Below are 25,101 nucleotides of genomic sequence, written 5' to 3' on the forward strand. Positions count from 1 at the left end.
ATGCAGGGTAAAATCATCGCCTTTTCGGCTCCTTCTGGTGCCGGTAAGACTACTATCGTCCATCGGCTGCTGGAGCGAATTCCGGAGCTAAGTTTCTCTATTTCAGCGTGTACTCGTGATAAGCGAGGGCGCACCGAAGCCAACGGCAAGGACTACTACTTTATCTCCGTTCAGGAGTTTCAGGAGAAGATCCGGCACGATGATTTCGTGGAATGGGAAGAGGTGTATGAAGGGGCCTTTTATGGCACGCTCAAATCAGAGATTGAGCGTATCTGGGCAAACAGCCAGCACGCCGTGCTTGATGTGGACGTAAAAGGTGGCCTCAGCATTAAGGAGTTCTATAAAGACCGCGCCCTTGCGGTGTTCGTAAAGCCACCATCGCTGGAGGTACTGGAGCAGCGCCTGCGCAACCGCGCCACTGACTCTGACGCCAGCATTTCCGCCCGCCTATATAAAGCTAATTTCGAGCTAACGTTCGAAGACCGATTTGATGTCACTATCGTGAATGACGACCTCGAGCGCGCCATTGACGAAGCTGAAAAACTCGTCCGTAATTTTATCACGGCTGAATCGGCCATCCTGTGAGCAGCCCTGCTTCCGTCTCTAATGGCCGGAAAGTAGGGCTGCTTTTTGGTTCGTTCAACCCTATTCATACGGGCCACCTGATTCTGGCTAACTTCCTCGCTACCCATACTGACCTACAGGAAGTATGGCTAGTAGTGTCGCCTCAAAGCCCGTTTAAGATCGGTCAGGAGTTACTGCCCGAGCAGGATCGACTGCGATTGGTAGAGTTGGCCATTGCTGGCAATGATAAGTTGCGGGCGCTGGACATAGAGTTTTCTATGCCAAAGCCCAGCTACACCGTCGACACCCTTAGTGAATTGCGGAGCCGCTACCCCCACTTCCGGTTTGTACTGCTGATGGGGGAGGACAACCTACCTGGCCTACCCACCTGGAAGCATGCCGACCAGATTTTGGCCGAGCATGAGGTATATGTATACCCACGGCCTGGCATAGACGCTTCCGAGCCGAAAGATCACCCAGTTGTTCGGATGGTAAAAGCTCCCTTACTGGACATTTCGGCAACTTTTGTGCGCGACTGTGTGCGCACTGGCAAGTCCATCCGCTACCTCGTTCCAGAGGCTGTAGAGCAGCAAATTCAAGCTGCTGGCTATTGGAAGATGTAATTGAGGTATAGATTGGATATGAAAAAGTCCCAACGGATAGCATCCGTTGGGACTTTTTTAGCTTGAGGCAGGTAGGAAAATCAGATGGTCATGATTTCAGTTTCCTTCTTGCCCAGTAGCTCATCTACCTTGCTGATATAGCTGTCGGTAAACTTCTGCACTTTGGCTTCAGCGTCTTTCACAGCATCCTCCGACGCGCCCTCTTTCAAGAGCTTACGCAACGATTCATTCACGTCTTTACGAATGCCTCGGATACGTACTTTGCCGCTCTCCGATTCGTTTTTGGCTTGCTTTACTAGGTCACGGCGGCGCTCCTCCGTCATTGGCGGAATGTTCAGGCGTACACCCTCGGCATCCGACTGCGGGTTCAGGCCCAAGTCGCTGTTCTTAATGGCCTTGGCAATTTCGCTGATCATGTTCTTTTCCCAGGGCTTGATGAATAGCGTGCGGGCATCGGGAGCCGCTACGTTAGCTACCTGCCCAACAGGGGTAGGCGTTCCGTAGTAGTCAACGCGCAATGAGTCAAGCATAGCGGGAGTGGCCTTGCCGGCCCGGATGCGGGCAAACTCCTGTTGCGTGTGTTGCAACGCTTTGCCCATAGATTCCTCTGCCTCGTCCAGGTAGAACTTAATTTCTTCGTCCACTTCTTAAAAGTTAAGTGTTGAAAGGTGAGTGTTGAGTTACGATAAGCTCTTCAGAATAAAGCCGCTTTGGCCTGTCCTGCGTTGAGCTAGCTAAGCCTGCTGGCCCGGAATATCTTTTACTGCTGGCTGCAGGCTGCTGTGCTTCGGGTTAGCCAATTGGTAGGCCTCAGAGCCGTGCATGCTAACCAACGTGCCTACACTTTCGCCGTCAAGTAGGCGCTGGAGGTTGCCTTCCTTGTTCATGTCGAACACAATAATAGGCAGGTTATTCTCCTTGCACAGCGTGAAAGCGGTCATATCCATCACGTTGAGGTTCTTTTCCATCACCTCGTCAAAGGTAATTTCAGGGTAGCGCACGGCCGATGGGTCTTTCTCTGGGTCAGCCGTGTAGATGCCATCTACACGAGTGCCTTTCAGCACTACATCGGCCTCAATTTCAATAGCCCGCAGCGAAGCCGCAGAGTCAGTAGTGAAATAAGGCGAGCCGATACCAGCCCCAAAAATAACTACTCGGCCCTTTTCAAGGTGGCGCAGCGCCCGGCGTCGAATGTAGGGCTCACATACGCGCTGTATGGTAACACCTGACAGTAGACGGGTATTCACATCAAGCTTTTCCAGTGCGCTTTGCAAGGCCATGGAGTTGATGACCGTGGCCAGCATGCCCATATAATCGCCTTGTACACGGTCCAGCCCAAAAGCCTCGGCCTGTACCCCACGGAAGATATTGCCGCCGCCAATAACCACAGCTACCTGCGTGCCCGTGGCGGCTACCGCCTTAATTTCTTCAGCGTACTGCATGAGCCGGGTGGCGTCAATGCCGTACTGTTGCTGGCCCATTAGGGCCTCGCCGCTTAGCTTCAGCAGGATTCGGTTGTACTTCAAAACGAGAGAGATTAAGCGTGGAACGCGAGTGTACGTAGAAAGGCCGTAAGGGTGCCGGCGGAAAAGGCCGCGTGGCATCCGTTACGGCCTGGGTAAATATGCGAAAAGCAGATTAACTGAACTGAATCAGCACCTGCCCTTTGGTTACATTGTCGCGCAAACCGACTTTAATGGCTGTTACGGTACCTTCCCCAGGCGCTTTCAGAATATTCTCCATCTTCATGGCTTCTAGCACCAGCAGTGGGTCACCTTTCTGTACTATCTGGCCCGATGCCACCCGAATGTCTACAATCAGACCAGGCATAGGCGCTTTCAGCTCGTTTACTTTGTTTGCTGCAGCATTGCTCATTCCCAGCTTATCCAGCAACAAATCGAACCGGTCTTTGCCTTGGAGTTCCAACTGCTGGCCATTTAGCTTCAGTATCACTGTCTTCGTGGCGTATTCAACAGAAATCAGCTCAGCACTGTAGGAACGTCCTTCGTGCAGGATATGGTAGCGCCCGTTGCCGAGTGGCATGAGGTCCCACTCAAAAGACTGGCCGTTGACGGTTACGAGCCCGTTCGGGCGATAATCAACCTCCCAAATTTGGTCGGGGGTAGTACCAGTGCGTACCTGTAGCATGTAAATAGAGCAGGGGTGGGGCGGAAAAGGGCTTAAAGATAGGCCAATTCTGAAATAAATTCGGAACTTGACCCTCCAATACCCTAGTGCTTTTTCGCATGAAATACCCGGTCCTCGGCGCTCTTGTTCTGACCTTAATGAGTCAGATTGCGGCTTCCGCTCAGGCAGTTAAATCAAGCCGCCCGGCTAGTAATGCCAGCCAACCGGCTCGCAAGAAATCTCCCGTTGCTGATTTGCCAGTTTCTGAACCGGCCTCTCTACCTGTTCCTAATTGGCTGCCCTCTACCAATCCCGTGCAGCCAGCGGCTACTATTCTGCACGATCTAATCGATACTAAGCTTGATGTGCGGCTTGACTGGGCCAAACAATGGTTGCTCGGCACAGCTACGCTTACGCTGCGGCCCCACTTCTATCCGCAAAACCAACTGGTGCTCGATGCCAAAGGCTTCGACGTAAAAGCTGTAGAGTTACTTAACGGCGGTAAGAAGGGAAAAGAGCTGAAGTTTGGCTACGATAAAAAGAGACTTACCATTAGCCTTGACCGTCAGTACCTGCGCACAGAGCAATATCAGGTGCGCATTCAATACGTAGCCAAACCAAATGAGCTGCCCAAGGGTGGGAGTGAAGCCATAACAGAAGATAAGGGACTGTATTTCATTAACCCGCTGGGGACTGAAAAAGATAAGCCTCGTCAAGTATGGACTCAAGGCGAGACGGAGGGTAGCTCGTGCTGGTTTCCAACTATTGATCGGCCTAACCAGCGCATGACGCAGGAAATCAGCCTGACGGTAGAAAATGGTTTGAAAACTCTTTCCAACGGCTTATTAATTGCGTCACGCCGAAATCCTGATGGTACTCGCACCGACGTCTGGAAACAAAGCCTACCCCATGCGCCCTACCTCGCAATGCTGGCAGTAGGCGACTTTGCCGTAGTAACGGATGCTTGGCGTGGCAAGCCGGTGGAGTATTACGTTGATCCACCTTTCCAGCACACGGCAAAGCAGGTGTTCGGCAATACTCCCGAAATGATGGACTTCTTCTCCAAGAAACTCGGAGTTGACTATCCTTGGGAAAAGTACTCGCAAGTAGCAGTTCACGATTTTGTGTCGGGCGCCATGGAAAACACCACGGCCTCTACCTTTCAGCAGCAGTTAGTACAGTTTACTCCCCGGGAGCTAGCTGATATTTCCTATGAGCCGGAGTCGGTTATTGCCCACGAGCTGTTCCACCAATGGTTTGGCGACTACGTAACCACCGAGTCATGGTCGAACCTGCCTCTCAACGAATCATTTGCGGATTATTCCGAGCTGTTGTGGGCTGAGCATAAATATGGGGCCGACGCTGCTGCGCTGGTACAGCAAACTAAGCTGCGCAATTACCTCGAAGAAGCTCAAACAAAGCGTGAGCCCTTAATTCGCTACCGTTATGCCGACAAGGAGGATATGTTTGACCGGCACTCCTACGATAAGGGAGGCCGAGTTTTGCATATGCTACGCAATTACGTCGGCGACGACGCCTTCTTCACGGCCCTCAATCGATACCTGACGCAGAATAAGCTTTCTACCACCGAAATAGCCAAGCTGCGAATTGTTTTCGAGGACGTTACTGGAGAAGACTTGACATGGTTTTTCGACCAATGGTTTATGCAGCGAGGGCACCCCGAACTGCGCGTAAGTCATTCATTCGAAAGTAATCACGTAACAGTGCGCGTGCAGCAGGTGCAGGATACGCTTTACCAGCCGGTATATCGTCTTCCGGTTACAATAGCTACGTGGAGCAATAATCAAGCTACCGAACACCGAGTCCTCATCACTAAAGCTGATCAGACATTTCGCCTACCTGTTAGTCAGCGCCCAAGTCTAGTCAAGTTTGATCAGGAGGGTGTTTTGCTTGCTCAGATAGACGAAACTCAAAGCCAGGAAGAACTGCTGTATCAGTTAAGCCACGCTCGTGGTTATTTGCAGAAGTACGACGCTATTCAGGGGTTACGGACAAAAACTGCTGACTTGTTGGTGAGCTCTGCATTCCGTAACGCCCTAAACGACCCCTTCTGGGCCGTTCGAGTCGCTGCTTTGGATGGCCTGCGACGCTACCGCGGCGCTGAAGGTAATGCCGTACGGAAAGATTTGCAACGGGTCGCCTTGACTGAGAAGAAGGGGGTAGTGCGCGCTACGGCTATTAGCGTTCTTTCTTCATTTGCTAATGAAGACTTCAGCGAAGCCTATGGGGCTGCCTTAAAGGATAGCTCATATCTGGTAGTAGGTGCTGCTGTAGAAGCCTTAGCCAAGGCTCCTACTCCCACAACACGCGCCCAAATGGCCGCTCTGCAGGATACCAAAAACCCCGCGCTTCTTACTGCCCTATCAAATTATTATGGTATCAATGGCACGCTTGACGACTATGGCTGGTTTCTGCGTCGTAGTCAGGATGCCCCTGCTGAAGTACTGTATGTATTGCTCGAAAACTTTGGTACCCTGATGCAGCGCATCCCGCCAATTGAACGTGAAAAGGGTATTATGCGGCTTGAGACACTGGCTCGTAATCATCCGCAGATGTACGTAAGACTAGGTGCTTATAAAGGCTTACACCAATTGGTGGCAAGCATGCCTACGCTTAAATCCACACTCCAAGACATTCGGAGCAAGGAAAAGGACGATGGTCTAAAGTCGATGTACAGCCTTATTCAATAAAAAAGTTTGATTTTTTTTCAGGCTTCTGCATTGGCTCTGGCCTACTCGTTTTGGTTAGGGAATCAATGGATTAGCCAAAGTATAAGAGGGTAAGCTAGCCGGAGTAAAGAAAAAAGTTAAAACCTTTTTTCGTCGAGCGCTTGACTTGCATCATAAACCCTCTAATTTTGCAGCTCCAATCAACACACCAGCACCACTTGCTAGACAGTTGAAAGGAGACTCTTGTGATCGGCAAGAAGTAATGGGGGGGTTCCAGAGTGGCCAAATGGGACAGACTGTAACTCTGTTAGCGCAAGCTTTCGAAGGTTCGAATCCTTCTCCCCCCACACAGTAAATTAGTGACTTGATAAAGTAACAGGTTTGTACCTGTTACTTTATTGCTTCGCTAGATTGCTTTACGCGGGAGTAGCTCAGTTGGTAGAGCGGCAGCCTTCCAAGCTGCAGGTCGCGGGTTCGAACCTCGTCTCCCGCTCGGTGCCTGGAATGGCAGCGAGAAGTTGTAACCACAGCATTGGCTGGTAAATATTCTTCTCCTGTTGTATCTTTGCCAAATCAAAATAAGCCGTTTTAGCTCAGTGGTAGAGCACTTCCTTGGTAAGGAAGAGGTCATGGGTTCAAATCCCATAAATGGCTCAGAATTACGAGTACCAACGGGGCAGCGCGACTGCACCGTTTGGAAACTGTCAGCCAAAGTAAAGCGACGTGCAGTCCCGACTAAACGGAGCTGTGTTTCGCTTTCTTACTGTATAGTCTAGTCGCGTTTCCCCCTCTTTACCTCAAAATTCCTCTTAATCTCTTTACAATGGCTAAAGAAAATTTTGACCGGTCCAAGCCGCACGTAAACATCGGCACGATTGGTCACGTGGACCACGGCAAAACCACCCTGACTGCTGCCATCACCACGGTTCTGGCTAACAAGGGTCTGGCTGCCAAGCGCGACTTCTCTTCGATCGACAATGCTCCCGAAGAAAAAGAGCGTGGTATCACCATCAACACCGCTCACGTAGAATACGCTACTGAAAATCGTCACTACGCTCACGTTGACTGCCCCGGTCACGCTGACTATGTGAAGAACATGGTAACGGGTGCTGCTCAGATGGACGGTGCTATCCTCGTAGTAGCTGCTACTGACGGTCCGATGCCCCAGACTCGTGAGCACATCCTGCTCGCTCGTCAGGTAGGTGTACCTCAGCTGGTAGTGTTCATGAACAAAGTGGACATGGTGGATGACCCCGAGCTGCTCGAGCTTGTGGAGATGGAAATTCGTGAACTGCTCTCGTTCTACGATTTCGACGGCGACAACATTCCGGTAATTCAGGGTTCGGCTCTGGGTGGCCTGAACGGCGATGCCAACTGGGTTCCCAAGATTGAGGAACTGATGGCTGCTGTTGATAGCTACATTCCGATTCCTGCTCGTCTGACCGACCTGCCATTCCTGATGCCTGTAGAGGACGTATTCTCTATCACGGGTCGTGGTACGGTTGCTACCGGCCGTATCGAGCGTGGTATCATCAACTCGGGTGAGCCAGTTGAAATCCTCGGTATGGGTGCTGAAAACCTCAAGTCGACCGTAACTGGTGTTGAGATGTTCCGCAAAATCCTTGACCGTGGTGAAGCTGGTGACAACGTAGGTCTGCTGCTCCGTGGTATTGAAAAAGAGGCCATCCGTCGCGGTATGGTTATCTGCAAACCCGGTTCGGTTAAGCCTCACCAGAAGTTCAAAGCTGAGGTGTACGTGCTGTCGAAAGAAGAAGGTGGTCGTCACACTCCTTTCTTCAACAACTACCGTCCTCAGTTCTATTTCCGCACCACTGACGTAACTGGCATCATCTCGCTGGGCGAAGGCGTGGAAATGGTAATGCCTGGCGACAACGTAACTATCTCGGTTGAGCTGATCAACTCGGTAGCTATGGAAAAAGGCCTGCGTTTCGCTATCCGTGAGGGTGGCCGTACGGTAGGTGCTGGTCAGGTTACTGAAATTGTTGACTAGTTTCTAACCAGAATCTGGTAAAATAAGATAATCCGCCCTCGAAATTTTCGAGGGCGGATTTGTTTTGTATAAAGAGTTCCATACATTTGCAGTCCCAATCCAGCACCTTGACTGGCTGGGACGCATACACGGGCGTAGTTCAAGGGTAGAATAGAGGTCTCCAAAACCTTTGATGGGAGTTCGAATCTCTCCGCCCGTGCCACTAGAAACTACGGCTGCTTCGGCAGCCGTAGTTTTAAACACCAAACCGGTGCCATTACGATGAGCAAGCTAACGAACTACTTCCGGGAGACCTCCGAAGAGATGCGCTACAAAGTGACGTGGCCCTCTTTGGAAGAATTACAGAAAAGCGCTGGGCTAGTCCTAATCGGCTCGTTGCTATTTGCATCTGTAGTTGGTGTAATGGACGTCATCTTCAATAAAGGGCTTGATGCCTTTTATAACTCGTTCCGTTAATCGGTAGAAGCAAACGACAAAAATGGGCGAGTTAAAATGGTACGTAGTCCGTTCGGTTAGCGGACAAGAAAAGAAAGCCAAAACCTACTTGGAAACTGAGATTGGTCGCCATGGCCTATCTGATCTAGTGCCGCAGGTGCTAATTCCAGTGGAGAAGGTTTTTGAGATGCGTAACGGTAAGAAACGCGTACGCGAAAGAAACCTTTATCCAGGCTACATCATTATCCATGCCGATCTGACTCACGGTGAAGTAGACCATATCATCACTAGCACACCTGGTGTAATTGGGTTCCTCAGTGATAAAGAAGGTAAAGCAGCTAATCAGAACACTAAGCCTGTACCGTTGCACATTTCTGAGGTGAACCGGATTCTTGGAATTGTGGACGAAGCCGAGGAACAAACCGCTACACTAGAGACTCCTTTTGTGGTAGGAGAACTAGTGAAGATTGTAGACGGCGGTTTTGCAGGTATGTCGGGTACTGTATCCGAAGTATTTGAGGAACGGAAGAAGCTGAACGTTATCGTGAAAATTTTCGGCCGTAGCACTCCCATGGAGCTTAGCTACACACAGGTTGAAAAAGAAGCGTAACCCATATACGTCACTGGTTATTCGCTCCGAACCAGTGGTGCTTCCACTTTGGAGCAATTTTCATCTGAGGGCTGCTACGAGTTACCGTATTAGCCCGAAGCCTTTTAAACCAAATGGCCAAGGAAATTAGAGGTTATCTGAAGCTTCAGATAAAGGGAGGCGCCGCGAACCCCGCGCCGCCGGTTGGACCTGCACTTGGTAGCAAAGGCCTTAACATCATGGAGTTTTGCAAGCAGTTCAATGCTCGCACCCAAGATAAGGCTGGCCAAGTTTGTCCTGTACTCATCACCATGTACACCGACAAGTCTTTTGACTTTGTGGTTAAGACCCCACCGGTGCCGGTCCTGCTCATGGATGCCGCCAAGCTCCAGAGCGGCTCGAAAGAGCCGAACCGTAACAAAGTAGGGTCGGTATCATGGGACCAAGTGCGCACCATCGCCGAAACAAAGATGCCTGACCTCAACGCCTTCAAGGTAGAGTCGGCTATGCGTCAGGTAGCTGGTACGGCTCGCAGCATGGGCATCACCATCTCGGGTACTTCTCCCTTTGCTGAATAATTAACAACGGAGAAGACACATGGCAAAAATTAGCAAAAAGCGCAAGGAAGCCCTTGCCAAGCACGACCTGACCGAAGTTCGGAACTTGGTAGAAGCAGCTAAAGTGGTGAAGGATATTACCTACACCAAGTTTGATGCTTCTGTTGACATCGACGTTCGCTTGGGCGTTGACCCCCGCAAAGCTGACCAGATGGTACGTGGTGTAGCCACGCTACCTCATGGTACTGGCAAAACCGTTCGCGTTCTGGCTCTAGTAACTGCCGATAAGGAAGCTGAAGCTACTGCAGCTGGTGCTGACTATGTTGGTTTGGATGACTACATCGCCAAAATTGAGAAAGGCTGGACGGATATCGACGTAATCATCACGATGCCGTCGGTAATGGCTAAGGTTGGTCGTCTGGGTCGTGTATTGGGTCCTCGTGGTCTAATGCCAAACCCTAAGTCGGGTACTGTAACCACGGACGTAGCCAAGGCTGTGCAAGAAGTGAAGGCTGGTAAAATCGACTTCAAAGTTGATAAAACCGGTATCATCCACTGCTCGGTTGGTAAAGTGTCTTTCGACGAGCAAAAGCTCGCTGAAAATGCCATCGAAGTTATCCAGACGCTACAGCGCCTGAAGCCTTCGTCGGCCAAAGGTACCTACATCAAGAGCATCACGCTTTCGAGCACGATGTCGCCCGCCGTTCCGGTTGACACGCAAGTAACTTCCGCCTAAGTTTTAATCAACACGACGATATGATCCGGGAAGACAAACAAGCCCTCGTCGACGAGTTGAGCGAGAAGTTTCAATCGCACAACGCGTTCTACATCGCCGATGCTTCGGGGATGTCGGTGGCGAAAATCAACGAATTCCGTCGCCTGTGCTTCAACCGCGGCATGGAGTTCAAAGTGTACAAGAACACGTTCATCCGCAAGGCGCTCGATACCCTCGGTGGCGACACTTCGGAGATGGACACCGCGCTGAAAGGCCAGTCGGGCATCCTGTTCTCAAAAGAGTCAGGCAACGCTCCTGCCAAACTGCTGCAGGATTTCTACAAAGCCCAGAACTACGGTAAAGGTGTTGAGCCCAAGCCGGCGCTGAAAGGTGCTTACGTAGATGCTAGCATCTACATCGGTGCTAACCAGCTGACCAGCCTCAGCACGCTGAAAGGCAAAAATGAGCTTATCGGTGATGTTATCGGTCTGCTCCAGTCGCCCGCCAAAAATGTTATCTCTGCTCTGTCGAGCGGTGGCAATAAACTGGCTGGCATCCTCAAAACGCTTTCCGAAAAAGAAGAGGTTGCAGGCTAACCGCTGCTCATCTTTTTCAATTTTGATTTCCAAAAGTTCAACAACCCCTTTTTAACAATCTACAGAAATGGCAGATTTGAAAGCATTCGCCGAGCAGCTCGTTAGCCTGACGGTAAAAGAAGTAAACGAACTGGCTACTATCCTGAAAGACGAGTATGGCATTGAGCCTGCTGCCGCTGCTCCCGTAATGGTAGCAGGTGGTGCTGGCGCTGGTGCTGCTGACGCTCCTGAGGAGAAAACCTCATTCGACGTAATCCTGAAGTCGGCTGGTGCTGGCAAACTGGCTGTAGTGAAACTGGTGAAAGACCTGACTGGTCTGGGCCTGAAAGAAGCTAAAGAACTGGTGGACGGTGCTCCTAAGGCTCTGAAAGAAGGTGTTGCTAAAGACGAAGCTGAGTCGCTGAAGAAGCAACTGGAAGAAGCTGGCGCTGAAGTAGAAGTTAAGTAATTTCTGCTGCCTGCTCTTAAAACCAGCAAATAAGGAGAGGCCTGGCAACTAAGCCAGGTCTTTTCCTGTTTGTAGGCAATAAACTAATCGGAAGTTCGTTTGCACGCCGCTTTGCGGCTTTTTGTGCCTACGGATGCTAGAGGCGCAAAGTTCTGCTTTGCGCTTTCGTGCGCCCACTACTTCCGAAATTTTCAAGATAGTAGCCTTGTTGCTATCCTGATGTGGATTCTCTCAGTATCCATTTCCTAACCCCACATACATTGGCTACACCGAAAGCACAGACAGGTCTGCAAAAACTGCAGGCGGCTGACGAGCGGATCAACTTCGCCAAGATTAAAAAGGTTATTGAGTACCCGGATTTCCTAGACGTGCAGGTGCGCTCGTTTATGGACTTCTTCCAGTTGGAAACGGCTGCCGAGAACCGTACCGATGAGGGGCTCTTCAAAGTATTCGCCGAGAACTTTCCGATTTCGGACTCGCGTGAAAACTTTGTACTGACCTTTATCGATTACCACGTTGATCCTCCCAAGTACTCCGTTGATGAGTGCATTGATCGGGGGTTAACTTACTCGGTGCCGTTGAAAGCTAAGCTCCGCTTAGTCTGCAACGATACGGATAACGAAGACTTTGAGACGATCGAGCAAGAGGTTTTCTTGGGAAATATTCCCTACATGACCGAAAAAGGCTCTTTCGTGATTAACGGGGCCGAGCGTGTTATCGTATCGCAGCTGCACCGTTCACCAGGTGTGTTTTTTGCTCAAAGCAAGCACACGAACGGCACTAAGCTGTACTCAGCCCGTATCATTCCGTTCAAAGGTTCGTGGATTGAGTTCGCCACGGATGTAAACAACGTGATGTATGCCTACATCGACCGGAAGAAGAAATTCCCGGTTACTACGTTGCTACGTGCCATCGGTTACGGCACCGATAAAGACATTCTCGATCTGTTCGGGCTGTCAGAGGAGGTAAAGGCCGATAAGAAGAATCTCAAGAAAGCTGTAGGACGCAAGCTGGCTGCCCGTGTGCTTCGCACTTGGACGGAAGACTTCGTGGACGAAGATACCGGTGAAGTGGTATCTATTGACCGCAATGAGGTTTTGCTAGAGCGTGACTCTACTATTGAAGAGGAGGACATCGACGTTATTCTGAACGCTGGTGCCAAGTCAGTAATTCTGCACCGCGAGAATGTAAACATTGCAGACTATGCAATCATTTACAACACGCTGCAGAAGGACAACTCCAACTCGGAAAAAGAAGCCGTTGAGCAAATCTACCGTCAGCTCCGTAACACGGAAGCCCCTGACGAGGAAACTGCCCGCGACATCATCCAAAAGCTATTCTTCTCGGATAAGCGCTACGACCTTGGTGACGTAGGCCGCTACCGTATTAATAAGAAGCTAGGTATTGACACAAACTGGGACGCCCGCGTGCTGACCAACGAGGACATCGTTCTCATCGTGAAATACCTGATCGGTCTGATCAACTCAAAGGCCATTGTCGATGACATTGACCACCTGAGCAACCGCCGCGTGCGCACGGTAGGGGAGCAGCTATATGCTCAGTTCGGCGTAGGTCTGGCCCGTATGGCGCGTACTATTAAGGAGCGCATGAACGTGCGCGACAATGAGGACTTCAAGCCGGTTGACCTGATTAATGCTCGTACTCTGTCGAGCGTAATCAACTCGTTCTTCGGTACGAATCAGCTTTCCCAGTTCATGGACCAGACCAACCCTCTGGCCGAGGTGACGCACAAGCGTCGCGTATCGGCACTAGGGCCAGGTGGTCTGTCGCGTGAGCGTGCTGGTTTCGAAGTACGTGACGTTCACTACACCCACTACGGCCGTCTGTGCACCATTGAAACGCCGGAAGGACCAAACATTGGTCTGATTTCGTCACTGTGTGTACACGCCCGCGTAAACTCGATGGGCTTCATTGAAACTCCCTACCGCACCGTAGAAAACGGTAAGGTAGATACCACGGAGAATGTGAAGTACCTGACTGCTGAGGAAGAAGACACTCACCACATCGCGCAGGCTAACGCTCGCATTGATGAGGAGGGTAATTTCGTGAATGAGCTGGTAAAAGGTCGTTTCGAAGGTGACTTCCCGGTAGTAGGCCCGACGGAATATAGCTACATGGACGTAGCACCGAATCAGATTGTATCGGTAGCTGCTTCGCTGATTCCATTCTTGGAGCACGATGACGCCAACCGCGCCCTGATGGGTTCAAACATGCAACGTCAGGCAGTACCGCTGTTGAAGGCTGAGGCTCCTATTGTAGGCACTGGCTTGGAAGGTCGCGTAGCTATTGACTCCCGCACTCTGGTAGTAGCCGAGGGTGATGGTGTTATCGACTACGTGGACGCCAACAAGATCGTGGTGAAGTACGACCTGACGGAAGACGATATCCTCGTAAGCTTCGATGCTGAGAAGATTTCGTACGATCTGATCAAATTCCGTCGCACCAACCAAGATACTTGCATCAACCTGACGCCACTCGTGAAGAAAGGCGAGCGGGTAACCAAAGGTCAACCCCTCTGTGAAGGCTACGGCACGAACAAAGGTGAGCTGGCATTGGGCCGCAACATGCAGGTAGCCTTTATGCCGTGGCAGGGTTACAACTTCGAAGACGCCATCGTTATTTCGGAGCGTGTAGTTCGCGACGACATCTTCACCTCAATTCACATTGAGGAGTTTGAGCTGGAAGTGCGCGAGACCAAGCGTGGCGAAGAAGAGCTGACTTCGGAAATTCCGAACGTGAGCGAAGAAGCTGTGCGCAACCTCGACGACAACGGCATCATCCGTCTGGGCGCTGAGGTTCGCGAAGGCGATATTCTCATCGGTAAGATCACGCCGAAGGGTGAAACCGATCCGACCCCCGAGGAGAAGCTGCTCCGCGCCATCTTTGGTGACAAGGCCGGCGACGTGAAAGATGCCTCCCTTAAAGCGCCACCATCCCTGAACGGGGTAGTAATCGGCACTAAGCTGTTCTCTCGTCCGAAGAAAGACAAAAACCTACGGGCTAAGTCGAAGAAGGAAGTAGAAGAGCTGAAGGAGTCGTATGCTCGCGAGTTGCGCGGTATCAAAGCCGTAATGATCGAGAAGCTGGTGCAACTGCTGGAAGGCAAGACGTCGCAGGGCGTAAAGCACAAGTTTGGCGATGAAATCCTGACCAAGGGTGTGAAATTCGGGAAGAAGAACATCACGGAAGCGTTGTTCCCTGAGAAGAACCCTTACAAGGACGAGAGCAACTACGCCGTGCCGGAAGAGGTGAACATGTTCAAAGACCTCATTCTGGAGAACTGGACCGCCGACGATAAAGTGAACCGGATGTTGTCTGAACTGGTGAAAAACTACACCAAGAAGCGCAACACCATCACGGCTCGTTTCAAGCGCGACCGGTTTACGCTGGAAGTAGGCGACGAACTGCCCGCTGGTATCGTGCAGCTGGCCAAGGTATACATTGCCAAGAAGCGCAAGCTGAAGGTGGGTGACAAGATGGCTGGTCGTCACGGTAACAAAGGGGTAGTAGCCCGCATCGTGCGCGATGAGGACATGCCCTTCCTGCCCGACGGCACACCGATGGATATCGTGCTCAACCCGCTAGGTGTACCGAGCCGTATGAACATCGGCCAGATTTACGAGACTGTACTGGGCTGGGCTGGCCTGAAGCTGGGCCGCACCTATGCTACCCCTATTTTCGACGGTGCTACCGAAGAGGAAGTATCGAAGGAGTTGGCGGAAGCCGGTCTGCCGCACTTTGGTCGTGCTTACCTGCACGACGGTCTCACGGGCCAGCGTTTCGATCAGCCAGTAACCGTAGGCGTGATTTACATGCTCAAACTGGGTCACTTGGTTGATGACAAGATGCACGCCCGTTCGATTGGTCCGTACTCGCTCATCACGCAGCAGCCGCTGGGTGGTAAAGCACAGTTCGGTGGTCAGCGCTTCGGTGAAATGGAGGTGTGGGCGCTGGAGGCCTTCGGTGCTTCCAACGTGCTGCAAGAAATCCTCACGGTGAAGTCGGACGACGTGGTAGGTCGCGCCAAGGCGTACGAAGCCATTGTAAAAGGCGACGTACTACCCAAGCCGAATATCCCCGAGTCATTCAACGTACTCATCCACGAGCTACGCGGTCTGGCCCTGGAAATCACGCTTGACTAAATTTTGAAGGGTAGGGGCTGATATTTCAATGTTGGCTCCTACCCCTTCAGAATATATAAACTGCGGTTCGGGAGACCGATAACATCTGCTCCCGGCGTCGTTCCGAGATATGGTCAGAACGGCATCAACCTCCGGAAGCAAGTGGCCGCAATTTGATTCAGCTAGCTGGATCACCCGATTACCAGACCTGGCGGAAACCTACTGCGCGGCGTACCTATCCGACCCGCAGAGCACTTTTCGCAGAGTCGAACTGTTATGTTCTTTCCGACTACTCTTAAGAATAGCGGAACCAACGAACAGATAAAAGCCACCAGCTAACAACAGCTACCCTACATGGCGTTTGCAAAAAACAAGAAACTGGTACAGGACTTCTCGAAAGTTACCATTTCGCTGGCCTCGCCCGAATCCATCCTGGAGCGGTCGAACGGTGAAGTAGTAAAGCCCGAGACGATCAACTACCGGACGTACAAGCCCGAAATGGGCGGCCTGTTTTGCGAGCGGATTTTCGGTCCCGTAAAGGACTGGGAATGCCACTGCGGCAAATACAAGCGGATTCGTTATAAAGGCATCATCTGCGACCGTTGCGGCGTGGAAGTGACCGAGAAGAAAGTACGCCGGGAGCGGATGGGCCACATCGAATTGGTGGTGCCCGTTGCGCACATCTGGTACTTCAAGTCTCTGCCTAATAAAATCGGCTATCTGCTGGGCCTGCCCACCAAGAAGCTTGATCAGATTATTTATTACGAGCGGTATGTAGTAGTACAGCCGGGCGTATTGGCCGAGGAAGGCGTGCAGCAGCTTGACTTCCTCACCGAAGACGAATACCTCGACATCATCGACAAGCTCCCCCGCGAGAATCAGATGCTGCCGAACGAGGACCCCAACAAGTTCATCGCTCGTATGGGTGCTGATGCACTGCAACTCTTGTTGGAGCGCATCAACCTCGATGAGCTTTCGTACTCGCTGCGTGACTCAGCTGCACACGAAACCTCGCAACAGCGCAAGGCTGAGGCGTTGAAGCGTCTGCGCGTAGTGGAAGCATTTCGTGATGCTTCTACTCGCATTGAGAACAAGCCCGAGTGGATGGTAATCCGCATGGTACCGGTGATTCCGCCGGAACTGCGCCCCCTCGTGCCCTTGGATGGTGGCCGTTTCGCTACCTCTGACTTGAACGACTTGTACCGTCGCGTTATCATCCGCAACAACCGCCTCAAGCGCCTAATCGAAATCAAGGCTCCTGAAGTGATTCTGCGGAACGAAAAGCGCATGCTGCAAGAAGCCGTAGACTCGCTCTTCGACAACTCGCGTAAGGTGAACGCCGTGCGCGCCGAAGGTAACCGTGCCCTGAAGTCGTTGTCCGATATGCTAAAAGGCAAGCAGGGCCGCTTCCGTCAGAACCTGCTCGGTAAGCGTGTCGACTACTCGGGCCGTTCGGTTATTGTAGTAGGCCCCGAGTTGAAGCTGCACGAGTGCGGTCTGCCCAAGAACATGGCGGCCGAGCTGTTCAAGCCGTTCATCATCCGCAAGCTCATTGAGCGCGGCATCGTGAAGACGGTGAAATCAGCTAAGAAAATTGTGGACCGCAAGGACGCAGTAGTATGGGACATCTTGGAGAACGTGCTGAAAGGCCACCCAGTGCTCCTGAACCGTGCTCCTACCCTGCACCGTTTGGGTATCCAGGCGTTCCAGCCTCGCCTCATCGAGGGTAAAGCTATTCAGCTGCACCCATTGGTGTGTACGGCATTTAACGCTGACTTTGACGGTGACCAGATGGCTGTGCACGTTCCGCTCGGACCGGCCGCTATTCTGGAAGCCTCTATGCTGATGCTGGCCTCGCACAACATCCTGAACCCCGCCAACGGCGCGCCCATTGCGGTGCCGTCGCAGGACATGGTTCTGGGTCTGTACTACGTGACCAAAGGCAAGCGTAGCACAGAAGAGGAGAGCATCCAAGGCGAAGGCCGTATGTTCTACTCCGATGAAGAGGTAGTAATTGCCATCAACGAGGGTCAGCTTTCAAAGCACGCCTATATCAAGGTGCGCACGAAGGTTCGTGACGAGGAAGATAACCTCGTGACGAAGATCATCGAAACCGTAGCCGGCCGCGTGCTCTTCAATCAGCTCGTGCCTGAGGAAGTAGGTTTCGTAGATGAGCTACTGACCAAGAAGAAGCTCCAGCAGATTATTTCGCTGGTGTTCAAGCGCACGGGTATGGCTCGTACCGCGCAGTTCCTCGACGACATCAAGACGCTGGGCTTCCAGTCGGCTTATAAAGGTGGTCTGTCGATGGGTCTGGGCGACATCAACATCCCGGCCGAGAAAGACGCCCTCATTGCCCAAGCTCAGGCCGACGTAGCTGCCGTAACGCAGAACTACCAGATGGGTCTGATTACGGACAACGAGCGTTACAACCAGGTTATCGACATCTGGACCCGCATCAACAACCAAATCACTGAAACCCTCATGGGTCGCCTCGAAAAGGAGAACCAGGGCTTCAACTCGATTTACATGATGATGCACTCCGGTGCTCGTGGCTCGCGTGAGCAGATCCGTCAGCTCGGCGGTATGCGGGGTCTGATGGCTAAGCCACAGAAGTCGCTACAGGGTTCGGTAGGCGAGATTATTGAAAACCCGATTCTGTCTAACTTCAAAGAAGGTCTGGACGTAATCGAGTACTTCATCTCAACCCACGGTGCCCGTAAGGGTCTGGCCGACACGGCTCTGAAAACGGCTGACGCCGGCTACCTGACGCGTCGTCTGGTAGACGTGTCGCAGGACGTTATCGTAAACGAAAACGACTGTGGTACGCTGCGTGGCATCGAGACCTTCGCTCTGAAGGATAACGAGGACATCGTAGAGCCGCTGGCTGAGCGTATCTTGGGCCGTGTGGCGGTACACGACATCGTGGACCCGCTGACCGACGAGGTTATTCTGCCTGCTGGTACGGAAATCACCGAGGACATTACCCGCCGCATTGATGCTACTAGCATTGAATCGGTAGAAATCCGCTCAGTGCTGACCTGCGAATCGAAGCGTGGTATCTGCGCCAAGTGCTACGGCCGTAACCTGTCGTCGGGCCGCATGGTACAGAAAGGTGAGGCTGTAGGCGTAATTGCTGCTCAGTCTATCGGTGAACCCGGCACCCAGCTGACCCTGCGTACCTTCCACGTAGGTGGTACGGCTTCTAACATTGCCGTAGAAGCCAGCCTGCGCGCCAAGTTCAACGGTGTAATCGAGTTTGAAGACATCCGGACTGTAGAAACCGCTAACGCTGATGGCGAGCCGGTGAAAGTAGTAATGGGTCGTTCGGGCGAGATTCGCATCGTGGAAAAAGGCACGGGTAAGGTATACATCACCCACCACGTTCCTTACGGCTCGTTCCTGCTGGTTGACGAAGGCCAAGAGGTAGAGAAAGGCCAAGAGCTGAACAACTGGGACCCTTACAACGCCGTTATTCTGGCCGAGTTCGATGGTACCGTTCAGTACGACGCCATCACCGAAGGCATCACTTACCGCGAGGAATCGGACGAACAGACCGGTCACCGTGAGAAGGTGATTATCGAATCGAAGGCGAAGGATCAGAACCCAGCCATCATTGTTCGCCCTGGCAAGAAGGGCGATATGGAAGGCTCGAAGGGCTATTCTATCCCGGTAGGTTCGCACTTGAACGTAGAGAACGGCGAGAAAATCAAGGCTGGTCAGATTCTGGCCAAGATTCCGCGTGCCGTGGGCAAAACCCGCGACATCACCGGTGGTCTGCCTCGCGTTACCGAGCTATTCGAAGCACGTAACCCCTCGAACCCGGCCGTTGTGGCTGAAATTGATGGGGTAGTAACCTACGGTACGGTGAAGCGTGGTAACCGTGAAATCTTCGTGGAGTCGAAAGACGGCGTGAAGAAGAAGTACATGGTGCCGCTGTCCAAGCACATTCTGGTGCAGGACAACGACTTCATCCGGGCTGGTGCTCCTCTCTCCGACGGTGCCATCACTCCGACCGACATTCTGAACATTCAGGGTCCGGGCGCAGTGCAGGAGTACCTCGTGAACGAGATTCAGGAAGTATACCGCTTGCAGGGTGTGAAAATCAACGACAAGCACATCGAGGTGGTAGTTCGCCAGATGATGCAGAAGGTGGTTATCCTCGATGCTGGCGACACGACCTTCTTGGAGCACCAGGTGGTGGACAAGATTTCCTTCATGGAGGAAAACGATACCATCATCGACATGAAGGTGGTTACCGAAGCCGGTGATTCCAGCAACCTGAAGCCCGGCCAGATCGTAACGGCCCGCCGTCTGCGCGACGAAAACTCGTCACTCAAGCGTCGTGACCTTGCCCTGGTACAGGTGCGTGACGCACAGCCGGCCGTATCGCGGCCCACGCTGCAGGGTATCACGCAGGCGTCGCTGGGTACGCAGTCATTCATCTCGGCCGCTTCCTTCCAAGAAACGACCAAGGTGCTGTCGGAAGCTGCCATCCGTGGCAAGGCCGACGAACTGCTGGGCCTGAAGGAGAACGTAATCGTAGGTCACCTCATCCCGGCTGGTACCGGTCTGCGCGAGTACACTCGTCAGATTGTGGGCTCGAAGGAAGAGTTGGAAGCCCAACAGGCTGCCAAGTCCGACGACGTAGCCGCTCCTACCAAGCGTCCGGCCCGTGCTTCGCGCCGCGAGTCGGTTTCGGAGTAGTTTAAATTTGAGTAATGTGGAAAAGCCGGCTGGGGAAACCCGGCCGGCTTTTTCTTTTGTCCGTACTTTTAGCTTTACGCGCATCAGTGTGCGTCTTCAAGATCTATTTACATGGACCAATCAAACCAACCTGGAGCAGAAGCTACCCAGCCCCAAGACCCGAACGCCATCAGCATTGAACTGTCGGAGGAAATTGCCGAGGGTGAGTACGCTAATCTTGCCATGATTGCGCACAGCAACAGCGAGTTTGTCATTGACTTCATCCGTCTGATGCCAGGCTTGCCCAAAGCCAAAGTGAAATCCCGCATCATCCTTACGCCTGAACACGCCAAGCGACTGGTAGCTGCCCTAAACGAGAACATTGAGCGGTTTGAAAAGACCAATGGCGCTATCAAGGAACAGTCCAGTGAAGGCCCTCTGTACCCGATGGGCTTCGGGGGTAAGGTAGGCGAGGCCTAACTGAAAATAATTATACGATTGTCAGGGCTTTTATCGAGAAGATAGAAGCCCTGTCTTATTTATATGCTATTCGGTGATATAAAACAGGTTAGATTGCCTACCCTATCTTTACCCCATGAACTACCTGATTTACCTAGCGTACGGCTCAGAAGCAATTCGCAGTGAGGCATTATATAGTGTTCTATCTTACTACGAACAGGTAGGTATACCTCCCGTCGATACTGGTATTTTAATCTACACGGATGATGCTGAGGCCTTTCAGAAAGTGCTCGGCAACCGCACCTCTATTTCCTACCCTCTCATTGCGCCCGAACAGTGGCAGATCTGGCGTGGAGCAGCCGATAAAGTTTATCTGTTGAAGATTGGGGTACTGGAACACGCGGCCGAGCACTGCCCCGGCAACCTGCTTTTCCTTGATACAGATACTATTTGGAGGCGCAACCCTACCCCTTTGTTTGCGGCCATTGCCGGCGGGCAGTTCTACATGCACCAAAACGAAGGACGACTCATCAGTGGCAATACGTTAAGCCGAAAAGTGTATCGGCATTTGAAAGCTCATCAGTGGCAAGTAGGAGGGAAGACCTTCCGTGTAACGCCTCAAACGGAGCTGTTTAATTCCGGCGTCATTGGGTTACGTAGCGACAAAGCCTACTTACTACAGGAAGTAATGGCTTTAGCCGAGCAACTGTACGCCACCTACAATAAGCACATGATGGAGCAATTGGCGTTTAGCCTGCGCTTCGCAGCCGAGGGGTCCATAAACGATGTGCCGGAGTACTTGTGGCACTACTGGAATCTGAAGGAAGCGCGGCCCGCTCTTGTACAAATCTTCAGCAAATACGGCACGCAAAGCTCCGCAGAGCTGTTGGCGCGCTTACATCAGCTGCAGCTGCCGAAGTTCCACCAAGAGGAGCTAGCCTACCGTAACCTACCTGGTTGGCGCCGGACGCTTCGTAAGCTTACCGGTCGCCGCTGGCAGCTACCCCTGTTAGAGGTTTGAAGCCTGCACGGGGGTAGGAGGGGGGTAGCTGTGAGAAGAAATAACCCCGGCCGTAGCTATTGGGAAAGACACTGCGGGTTGCCCTAAAATTAACTCTTTCAACCCGTTTGCTATTTCATCTCAACTTCTCTACCTTTGCAAGCCTAATTTTTGGGAGAGAACCCTCCTTGACAAAACCTACCGTAGATGCCTACTATCAACCAGTTAGTACGAAAAGGCCGCGAGAAGCTGACGACCAAGTCGAAGTCGCCGGCCCTTGATTCGTGCCCGCAGCGCCGTGGCGTTTGCACCCGTGTGTACACCACCACGCCTAAGAAGCCGAACTCGGCTATGCGTAAAGTTGCCCGCGTGCGCCTGACCAACGGCAAAGAAGTTAACGCCTACATCCCTGGTGAAGGCCACAACCTGCAGGAGCACAGCATCGTGCTGATCCGTGGTGGCCGTGTGAAAGACCTTCCCGGCGTGCGTTACCACATCATCCGTGGCGCTCTTGACACCGCCGGCGTAAACGGCCGTCTGCAGCGTCGTTCCAAGTATGGCGCTAAGCGTCCGAAGCCCGGCCAGGCTCCTGCAGCTGGCAAAGGTGGCAAACCCGCACCCGGCAAGAAAAAGTAATTGAAAACGAGGGCGGCAGCGCCCGGCGCCGGCTAGCAAATGGTTCTTAGTCCGTTGCCTGCTGTCCGTCGCTCATTTCTATACCCATGAGAAAGTCAAAACCAAAAAAGCGCATCCTCCTGCCCGACCCCAAGTTCAAGGAGACGCTGGTAACCCGCTTCGTCAACTACATGATGTACGACGGGAAGAAAAACCTGGCCTACACCATTTTCTATGATGCCTGCGAGCTTGTTGAGCAGCGCACCAAGGAAAGCGGCCTGGAGATGTGGCGCAAAGCCCTCAACAATGTAATGCCGACTGTGGAGGTTAAGAGCCGCCGCGTAGGTGGTGCTACCTTCCAGGTGCCCACTGAGGTTCGTCCGGACCGTCGTATTGCTGTTGGCTCGAAGTGGCTGATCCAATACGCTCGTCGTCGTGGTGAGAAAACCATGAAGGACAAGCTGGCTGGCGAAATCATTGCCGCCGCCAAAGGTGAAGGTGCTGCCGTTAAGAAGAAGGACGACACGCACCGGATGGCAGAAGCCAACAAGGCTTTCTCGCACTTCCGCTTCTAATCAGACCGAGCAGGGGCTTTAGAAGTTGCCGGTTCAGGGAATGAGAAAAGAGATTTTCGCGTTCTACGAGCTCAACTACTGAAGTCCCTACGTCACAAAAAAAGCAATGGCTGTTAATAAAGATCTGCAATACCTCCGGAACATCGGGATTATGGCGCACATCGACGCCGGTAAGACCACGACGTCGGAGCGCATTCTCTACTACACCGGTAAAACCCACAAAATCGGGGAAGTGCACGAAGGTGCTGCCACGATGGACTGGATGGAGCAGGAGCAGGAGCGTGGTATCACTATCACGTCGGCCGCTACTACTACCTTCTGGAACTACCCGACCGTACAGGGCGACCCGACTCCGGAGACCAAACAATACAAAATCAACCTGATTGACACTCCCGGTCACGTAGACTTCACCGTAGAGGTAGAACGTTCGCTGCGTGTTCTGGACGGTGCCGTGGCTCTGTTCTGCGCCGTTTCGGGCGTAGAGCCGCAGTCGGAAACTGTTTGGCGTCAGGCTGACAAATACAAAGTGCCGCGCATCTGCTTCGTCAACAAGATGGACCGTGCTGGTGCTGACTTCTTCAAGGCTGTAGCCGAAATTAAGGAGAAACTGGGTGCTAACCCCGTGCCCCTTCAAATTCCGATCGGCGCTGAAGATACCTTCAAAGGCGTAGTTGACCTGCTGACTGGCAAAGCCATCGTATGGGATGACGCTACCCAGGGCAAAACCTACAAGGAAGTGGAAGTTCCCGAGGACCTCGTGGACACCGTTGCCGAGTGGCGTGAGAAGCTCGTAGAAAGCGTTGCTGAGTACGATGACACCTTGATGGAGAAATTCTTCGAGGATCCGGACAGCATCACCCGCGAAGAAATGATGACGGTAATCCGTAAAGCGGTTATCGACATGAAGTTCTCGCCGGTAATGTGCGGCTCGGCCTTCAAAAACAAAGGTGTTCAGGCTATGCTGGATGCGGTAATGGCCTACCTGCCTTCGCCGCTCGACATGCCTGCTATCATGGGTACCAACCCTGACACCGGCGAAGAAGTAGAGCGCCACCCCGACAACGACGAGCCGTTCACTGCTCTGGCGTTCAAAATTGCCACCGACCCCTTCGTAGGTCGTCTGTGCTTCTTCCGTTGCTACAGCGGTCAGCTTGATGCTGGTTCGTATGTATTCAACAACCGCACTGGCAAGAAGGAGCGTATCTCGCGCCTGATGCAGATGCACTCCAACAAGCAGAACCCTATCGACAAAATCCAAGCTGGTGACATTGCCGCCGGCGTAGGTTTCAAAGACATTAAGACTGGTGACACGCTGACCGACGAGAAGTCGCGCGTAGTGCTTGAGTCAATGTCGTTCCCTGAGCCGGTTATCGGTTACGCTATTGAGCCGAAAACTCAGGCTGACGTGGATAAGATGGGTATGGCTATTGCCAAACTCGTTGAAGAAGACCCAACCCTTGTAGTACAGACCGATCAGGAAACTGGCCAGACGGTACTGCGTGGTATGGGTGAGCTTCACCTTGAAATCATCATCGACCGTATGCGTCGTGAATTCAAAGTGGAAATCAACCAGGGCGCTCCTCAAGTAGCTTATAAAGAAGTTCTGACCAAGAAGGTTGAGCACCGCGAAACCTACAAGAAGCAAACCGGTGGTCGTGGTAAATTCGGTGATATCGTGTTCGAACTGGGCCCGAAAGAAACCGATCCTGAGAAGCCCGGTCTGGAGTTCGTAAATGACATCACAGGTGGTGTTATCCCCCGTGAATTCATTGCTCCGGTTCAGAAAGGCTTCGAAGAAGCTATGAAGAACGGCCCGCTGGCTGGCTTCCCGGTTGACAACATGCGTGTGCGTCTGTTCTTCGGTTCGTATCACGATGTTGACTCGGATGCTCTGTCGTTCGAACTTGCTGCTCGTGGTGGTTTCCGTGAAGCTGCTAAGCAAGCTGGTCCGAAACTGCTTGAGCCCATCATGGCTGTAGAAGTAGTGACGCCGGACGAGTACACGGGTTCGGTGACCGGTGACTTGAACCGTCGTCGGGGCATCATGAAGGGCATGGACACCAAAGGTGGTGCTAACGTGGTAAAGGCTGACGTTCCGCTGTCGGAACTGTTCGGCTACGTAACCTCGCTGCGTACCATTACTTCGGGTCGTGCTTCGGCCTCGCTGACCTTCTCGCACTATGATCAAGTTCCTACGAACTTGGCTGAAGGCATCATCGCTAAGCAAAAGGGTAACGCCATCCGCTAATACCGCTTCCTCATTACAGAC

20 protein-coding genes and 5 tRNA genes are annotated in these 25,101 nt (G+C 52.4%); 22 read left to right on the forward strand and 3 right to left on the reverse strand.

Features of this window, described 5'->3' with window-relative positions; translation table 11 throughout:
- Together gmk and nadD are read left to right on the forward strand one after the other, a co-directional pair.
- A complete protein-coding gene (gene gmk, locus DNI29_RS03605; RefSeq protein ID WP_110976689.1) occupies positions 1-585 on the forward strand; it encodes a guanylate kinase in 585 nt (194 codons plus the stop codon).
- On the forward strand, positions 582-1,187 hold the full coding sequence (nadD, locus tag DNI29_RS03610) for a nicotinate (nicotinamide) nucleotide adenylyltransferase (RefSeq protein ID WP_110976690.1): 606 nt from the start codon (positions 582-584) through the stop codon (positions 1,185-1,187). The genes gmk and nadD overlap by 4 nt, the downstream gene beginning before the upstream one ends.
- A gap of 80 nt (positions 1,188-1,267) precedes the next feature.
- Here the strand turns inward: nadD and frr are convergent, their stop codons facing one another.
- The 3 genes from frr to DNI29_RS03625 form a co-directional block, all read right to left on the reverse strand.
- Entirely contained in the window at positions 1,268-1,831 is a 564-nt protein-coding gene (gene frr / locus DNI29_RS03615) for a ribosome recycling factor (RefSeq protein ID WP_110976691.1), read from the reverse strand.
- 90 nt (positions 1,832-1,921) lie between these two features.
- On the reverse strand, positions 1,922-2,713 hold the full coding sequence (gene pyrH, locus DNI29_RS03620; protein WP_238387987.1) for a UMP kinase: 792 nt from the start codon (positions 2,711-2,713) through the stop codon (positions 1,922-1,924).
- A 112-nt stretch (positions 2,714-2,825) separates the two neighbouring features.
- Positions 2,826-3,230 carry an acyl-CoA carboxylase biotin carboxyl carrier protein subunit gene (locus tag DNI29_RS03625; protein WP_162303496.1) on the reverse strand — a complete coding sequence of 135 codons (405 nt, stop codon included), beginning with the start codon at positions 3,228-3,230 and terminating at the stop codon, positions 2,826-2,828.
- Between DNI29_RS03625 and DNI29_RS24415 the strand changes: the two genes are divergently transcribed.
- The 20 genes from DNI29_RS24415 to fusA all read left to right on the forward strand — a co-directional run bounded on the left by DNI29_RS24415 (position 3,210) and on the right by fusA (position 25,080).
- A tRNA-Phe gene (locus DNI29_RS24415) sits at positions 3,210-3,284 on the forward strand. The genes DNI29_RS03625 and DNI29_RS24415 overlap by 21 nt on opposite strands.
- 188 nt (positions 3,285-3,472) lie before the next feature.
- A complete protein-coding gene (locus tag DNI29_RS03630) occupies positions 3,473-6,025 on the forward strand; it encodes a M1 family metallopeptidase (protein ID WP_238387988.1) in 2,553 nt (850 codons plus the stop codon).
- 243 nt (positions 6,026-6,268) lie between these two features.
- Positions 6,269-6,351: transfer RNA gene (locus tag DNI29_RS03635), tRNA-Tyr, on the forward strand.
- A gap of 73 nt (positions 6,352-6,424) precedes the next feature.
- Positions 6,425-6,497: transfer RNA gene (locus DNI29_RS03640), tRNA-Gly, on the forward strand.
- A gap of 89 nt (positions 6,498-6,586) precedes the next feature.
- A tRNA-Thr gene (locus DNI29_RS03645) sits at positions 6,587-6,658 on the forward strand.
- 169 nt (positions 6,659-6,827) lie between these two features.
- Positions 6,828-8,015 carry an elongation factor Tu gene (gene tuf / locus DNI29_RS03650; protein WP_110976694.1) on the forward strand — a complete coding sequence of 396 codons (1,188 nt, stop codon included), beginning with the start codon at positions 6,828-6,830 and terminating at the stop codon, positions 8,013-8,015.
- Between the two features lie 128 nt (positions 8,016-8,143).
- Positions 8,144-8,217, forward strand: a tRNA-Trp gene (locus DNI29_RS03655).
- Positions 8,218-8,276: 59 nt separating this feature from the next.
- Entirely contained in the window at positions 8,277-8,471 is a 195-nt protein-coding gene (gene secE / locus DNI29_RS03660) for a preprotein translocase subunit SecE (RefSeq protein WP_110976695.1), read from the forward strand.
- Between the two features lie 22 nt (positions 8,472-8,493).
- The gene (gene nusG / locus DNI29_RS03665) at positions 8,494-9,060 is read left to right on the forward strand and encodes a transcription termination/antitermination protein NusG (RefSeq protein WP_110976696.1); all 567 of its coding nucleotides are present in this window, start codon (positions 8,494-8,496) and stop codon (positions 9,058-9,060) included.
- Between the two features lie 113 nt (positions 9,061-9,173).
- A complete protein-coding gene (rplK, locus tag DNI29_RS03670; protein WP_110976697.1) occupies positions 9,174-9,617 on the forward strand; it encodes a 50S ribosomal protein L11 in 444 nt (147 codons plus the stop codon).
- A 19-nt stretch (positions 9,618-9,636) separates the two neighbouring features.
- On the forward strand, positions 9,637-10,332 hold the full coding sequence (rplA, locus tag DNI29_RS03675; RefSeq protein ID WP_110976698.1) for a 50S ribosomal protein L1: 696 nt from the start codon (positions 9,637-9,639) through the stop codon (positions 10,330-10,332).
- 20 nt (positions 10,333-10,352) lie between these two features.
- Positions 10,353-10,907, forward strand: a complete 555-nt coding sequence (rplJ, locus tag DNI29_RS03680) for a 50S ribosomal protein L10 (RefSeq protein ID WP_110976699.1) — start codon at positions 10,353-10,355, stop codon at positions 10,905-10,907.
- A 67-nt stretch (positions 10,908-10,974) separates the two neighbouring features.
- The gene (rplL, locus tag DNI29_RS03685; protein ID WP_110976700.1) at positions 10,975-11,355 is read left to right on the forward strand and encodes a 50S ribosomal protein L7/L12; all 381 of its coding nucleotides are present in this window, start codon (positions 10,975-10,977) and stop codon (positions 11,353-11,355) included.
- Positions 11,356-11,642: 287 nt separating this feature from the next.
- Entirely contained in the window at positions 11,643-15,518 is a 3,876-nt protein-coding gene (gene rpoB, locus DNI29_RS03690; protein ID WP_202910380.1) for a DNA-directed RNA polymerase subunit beta, read from the forward strand.
- 333 nt (positions 15,519-15,851) lie between these two features.
- A complete protein-coding gene (gene rpoC / locus DNI29_RS03695) occupies positions 15,852-20,204 on the forward strand; it encodes a DNA-directed RNA polymerase subunit beta' (protein WP_110976701.1) in 4,353 nt (1,450 codons plus the stop codon).
- Between the two features lie 111 nt (positions 20,205-20,315).
- On the forward strand, positions 20,316-20,663 hold the full coding sequence (locus tag DNI29_RS03700; protein WP_110976702.1) for a DUF3467 domain-containing protein: 348 nt from the start codon (positions 20,316-20,318) through the stop codon (positions 20,661-20,663).
- Between the two features lie 115 nt (positions 20,664-20,778).
- Positions 20,779-21,663 (forward strand): putative nucleotide-diphospho-sugar transferase, encoded by an 885-nt coding sequence (locus DNI29_RS03705; protein WP_110976703.1) that lies wholly within the window; start codon positions 20,779-20,781, stop codon positions 21,661-21,663.
- Positions 21,664-21,849: 186 nt separating this feature from the next.
- On the forward strand, positions 21,850-22,278 hold the full coding sequence (gene rpsL / locus DNI29_RS03710) for a 30S ribosomal protein S12 (RefSeq protein ID WP_110976704.1): 429 nt from the start codon (positions 21,850-21,852) through the stop codon (positions 22,276-22,278).
- A gap of 86 nt (positions 22,279-22,364) precedes the next feature.
- Positions 22,365-22,832 (forward strand): 30S ribosomal protein S7, encoded by a 468-nt coding sequence (gene rpsG, locus DNI29_RS03715; RefSeq protein ID WP_110976705.1) that lies wholly within the window; start codon positions 22,365-22,367, stop codon positions 22,830-22,832.
- Between the two features lie 106 nt (positions 22,833-22,938).
- The gene (fusA, locus tag DNI29_RS03720) at positions 22,939-25,080 is read left to right on the forward strand and encodes an elongation factor G (RefSeq protein WP_110976706.1); all 2,142 of its coding nucleotides are present in this window, start codon (positions 22,939-22,941) and stop codon (positions 25,078-25,080) included.
- Positions 25,081-25,101: the final 21 nt, after the last annotated feature.

The organism is Hymenobacter sediminis (assembly GCF_003231285.1).
In the GTDB taxonomy this organism is placed as follows: Bacteria; Bacteroidota; Bacteroidia; order Cytophagales; family Hymenobacteraceae; genus Hymenobacter; species Hymenobacter sediminis.

What these genes read in the sequence shown, in the direction of transcription:
- gmk (WP_110976689.1), top strand. Translation starts at nt 1, where the DNA reads ATGCAGGGTAAAATCATCGCCTTTTCGGCTCCTTCTGGTGCCGGTAAG.
- DNI29_RS03625 (WP_162303496.1), bottom strand. Translation starts at nt 3,230, where the DNA reads ATGCCACTCGGCAACGGGCGCTACCATATCCTGCACGAAGGACGTTCC.
- DNI29_RS03630 (WP_238387988.1), top strand. Translation starts at nt 3,473, where the DNA reads ATGAGTCAGATTGCGGCTTCCGCTCAGGCAGTTAAATCAAGCCGCCCG.
- tuf (WP_110976694.1), top strand. Translation starts at nt 6,828, where the DNA reads ATGGCTAAAGAAAATTTTGACCGGTCCAAGCCGCACGTAAACATCGGC.
- secE (WP_110976695.1), top strand. Translation starts at nt 8,277, where the DNA reads ATGAGCAAGCTAACGAACTACTTCCGGGAGACCTCCGAAGAGATGCGC.
- nusG (WP_110976696.1), top strand. Translation starts at nt 8,494, where the DNA reads ATGGGCGAGTTAAAATGGTACGTAGTCCGTTCGGTTAGCGGACAAGAA.
- rplK (WP_110976697.1), top strand. Translation starts at nt 9,174, where the DNA reads ATGGCCAAGGAAATTAGAGGTTATCTGAAGCTTCAGATAAAGGGAGGC.
- rplA (WP_110976698.1), top strand. Translation starts at nt 9,637, where the DNA reads ATGGCAAAAATTAGCAAAAAGCGCAAGGAAGCCCTTGCCAAGCACGAC.
- rplJ (WP_110976699.1), top strand. Translation starts at nt 10,353, where the DNA reads ATGATCCGGGAAGACAAACAAGCCCTCGTCGACGAGTTGAGCGAGAAG.
- rplL (WP_110976700.1), top strand. Translation starts at nt 10,975, where the DNA reads ATGGCAGATTTGAAAGCATTCGCCGAGCAGCTCGTTAGCCTGACGGTA.
- rpoC (WP_110976701.1), top strand. Translation starts at nt 15,852, where the DNA reads ATGGCGTTTGCAAAAAACAAGAAACTGGTACAGGACTTCTCGAAAGTT.
- DNI29_RS03700 (WP_110976702.1), top strand. Translation starts at nt 20,316, where the DNA reads ATGGACCAATCAAACCAACCTGGAGCAGAAGCTACCCAGCCCCAAGAC.
- DNI29_RS03705 (WP_110976703.1), top strand. Translation starts at nt 20,779, where the DNA reads ATGAACTACCTGATTTACCTAGCGTACGGCTCAGAAGCAATTCGCAGT.
- rpsL (WP_110976704.1), top strand. Translation starts at nt 21,850, where the DNA reads ATGCCTACTATCAACCAGTTAGTACGAAAAGGCCGCGAGAAGCTGACG.
- rpsG (WP_110976705.1), top strand. Translation starts at nt 22,365, where the DNA reads ATGAGAAAGTCAAAACCAAAAAAGCGCATCCTCCTGCCCGACCCCAAG.
- fusA (WP_110976706.1), top strand. Translation starts at nt 22,939, where the DNA reads ATGGCTGTTAATAAAGATCTGCAATACCTCCGGAACATCGGGATTATG.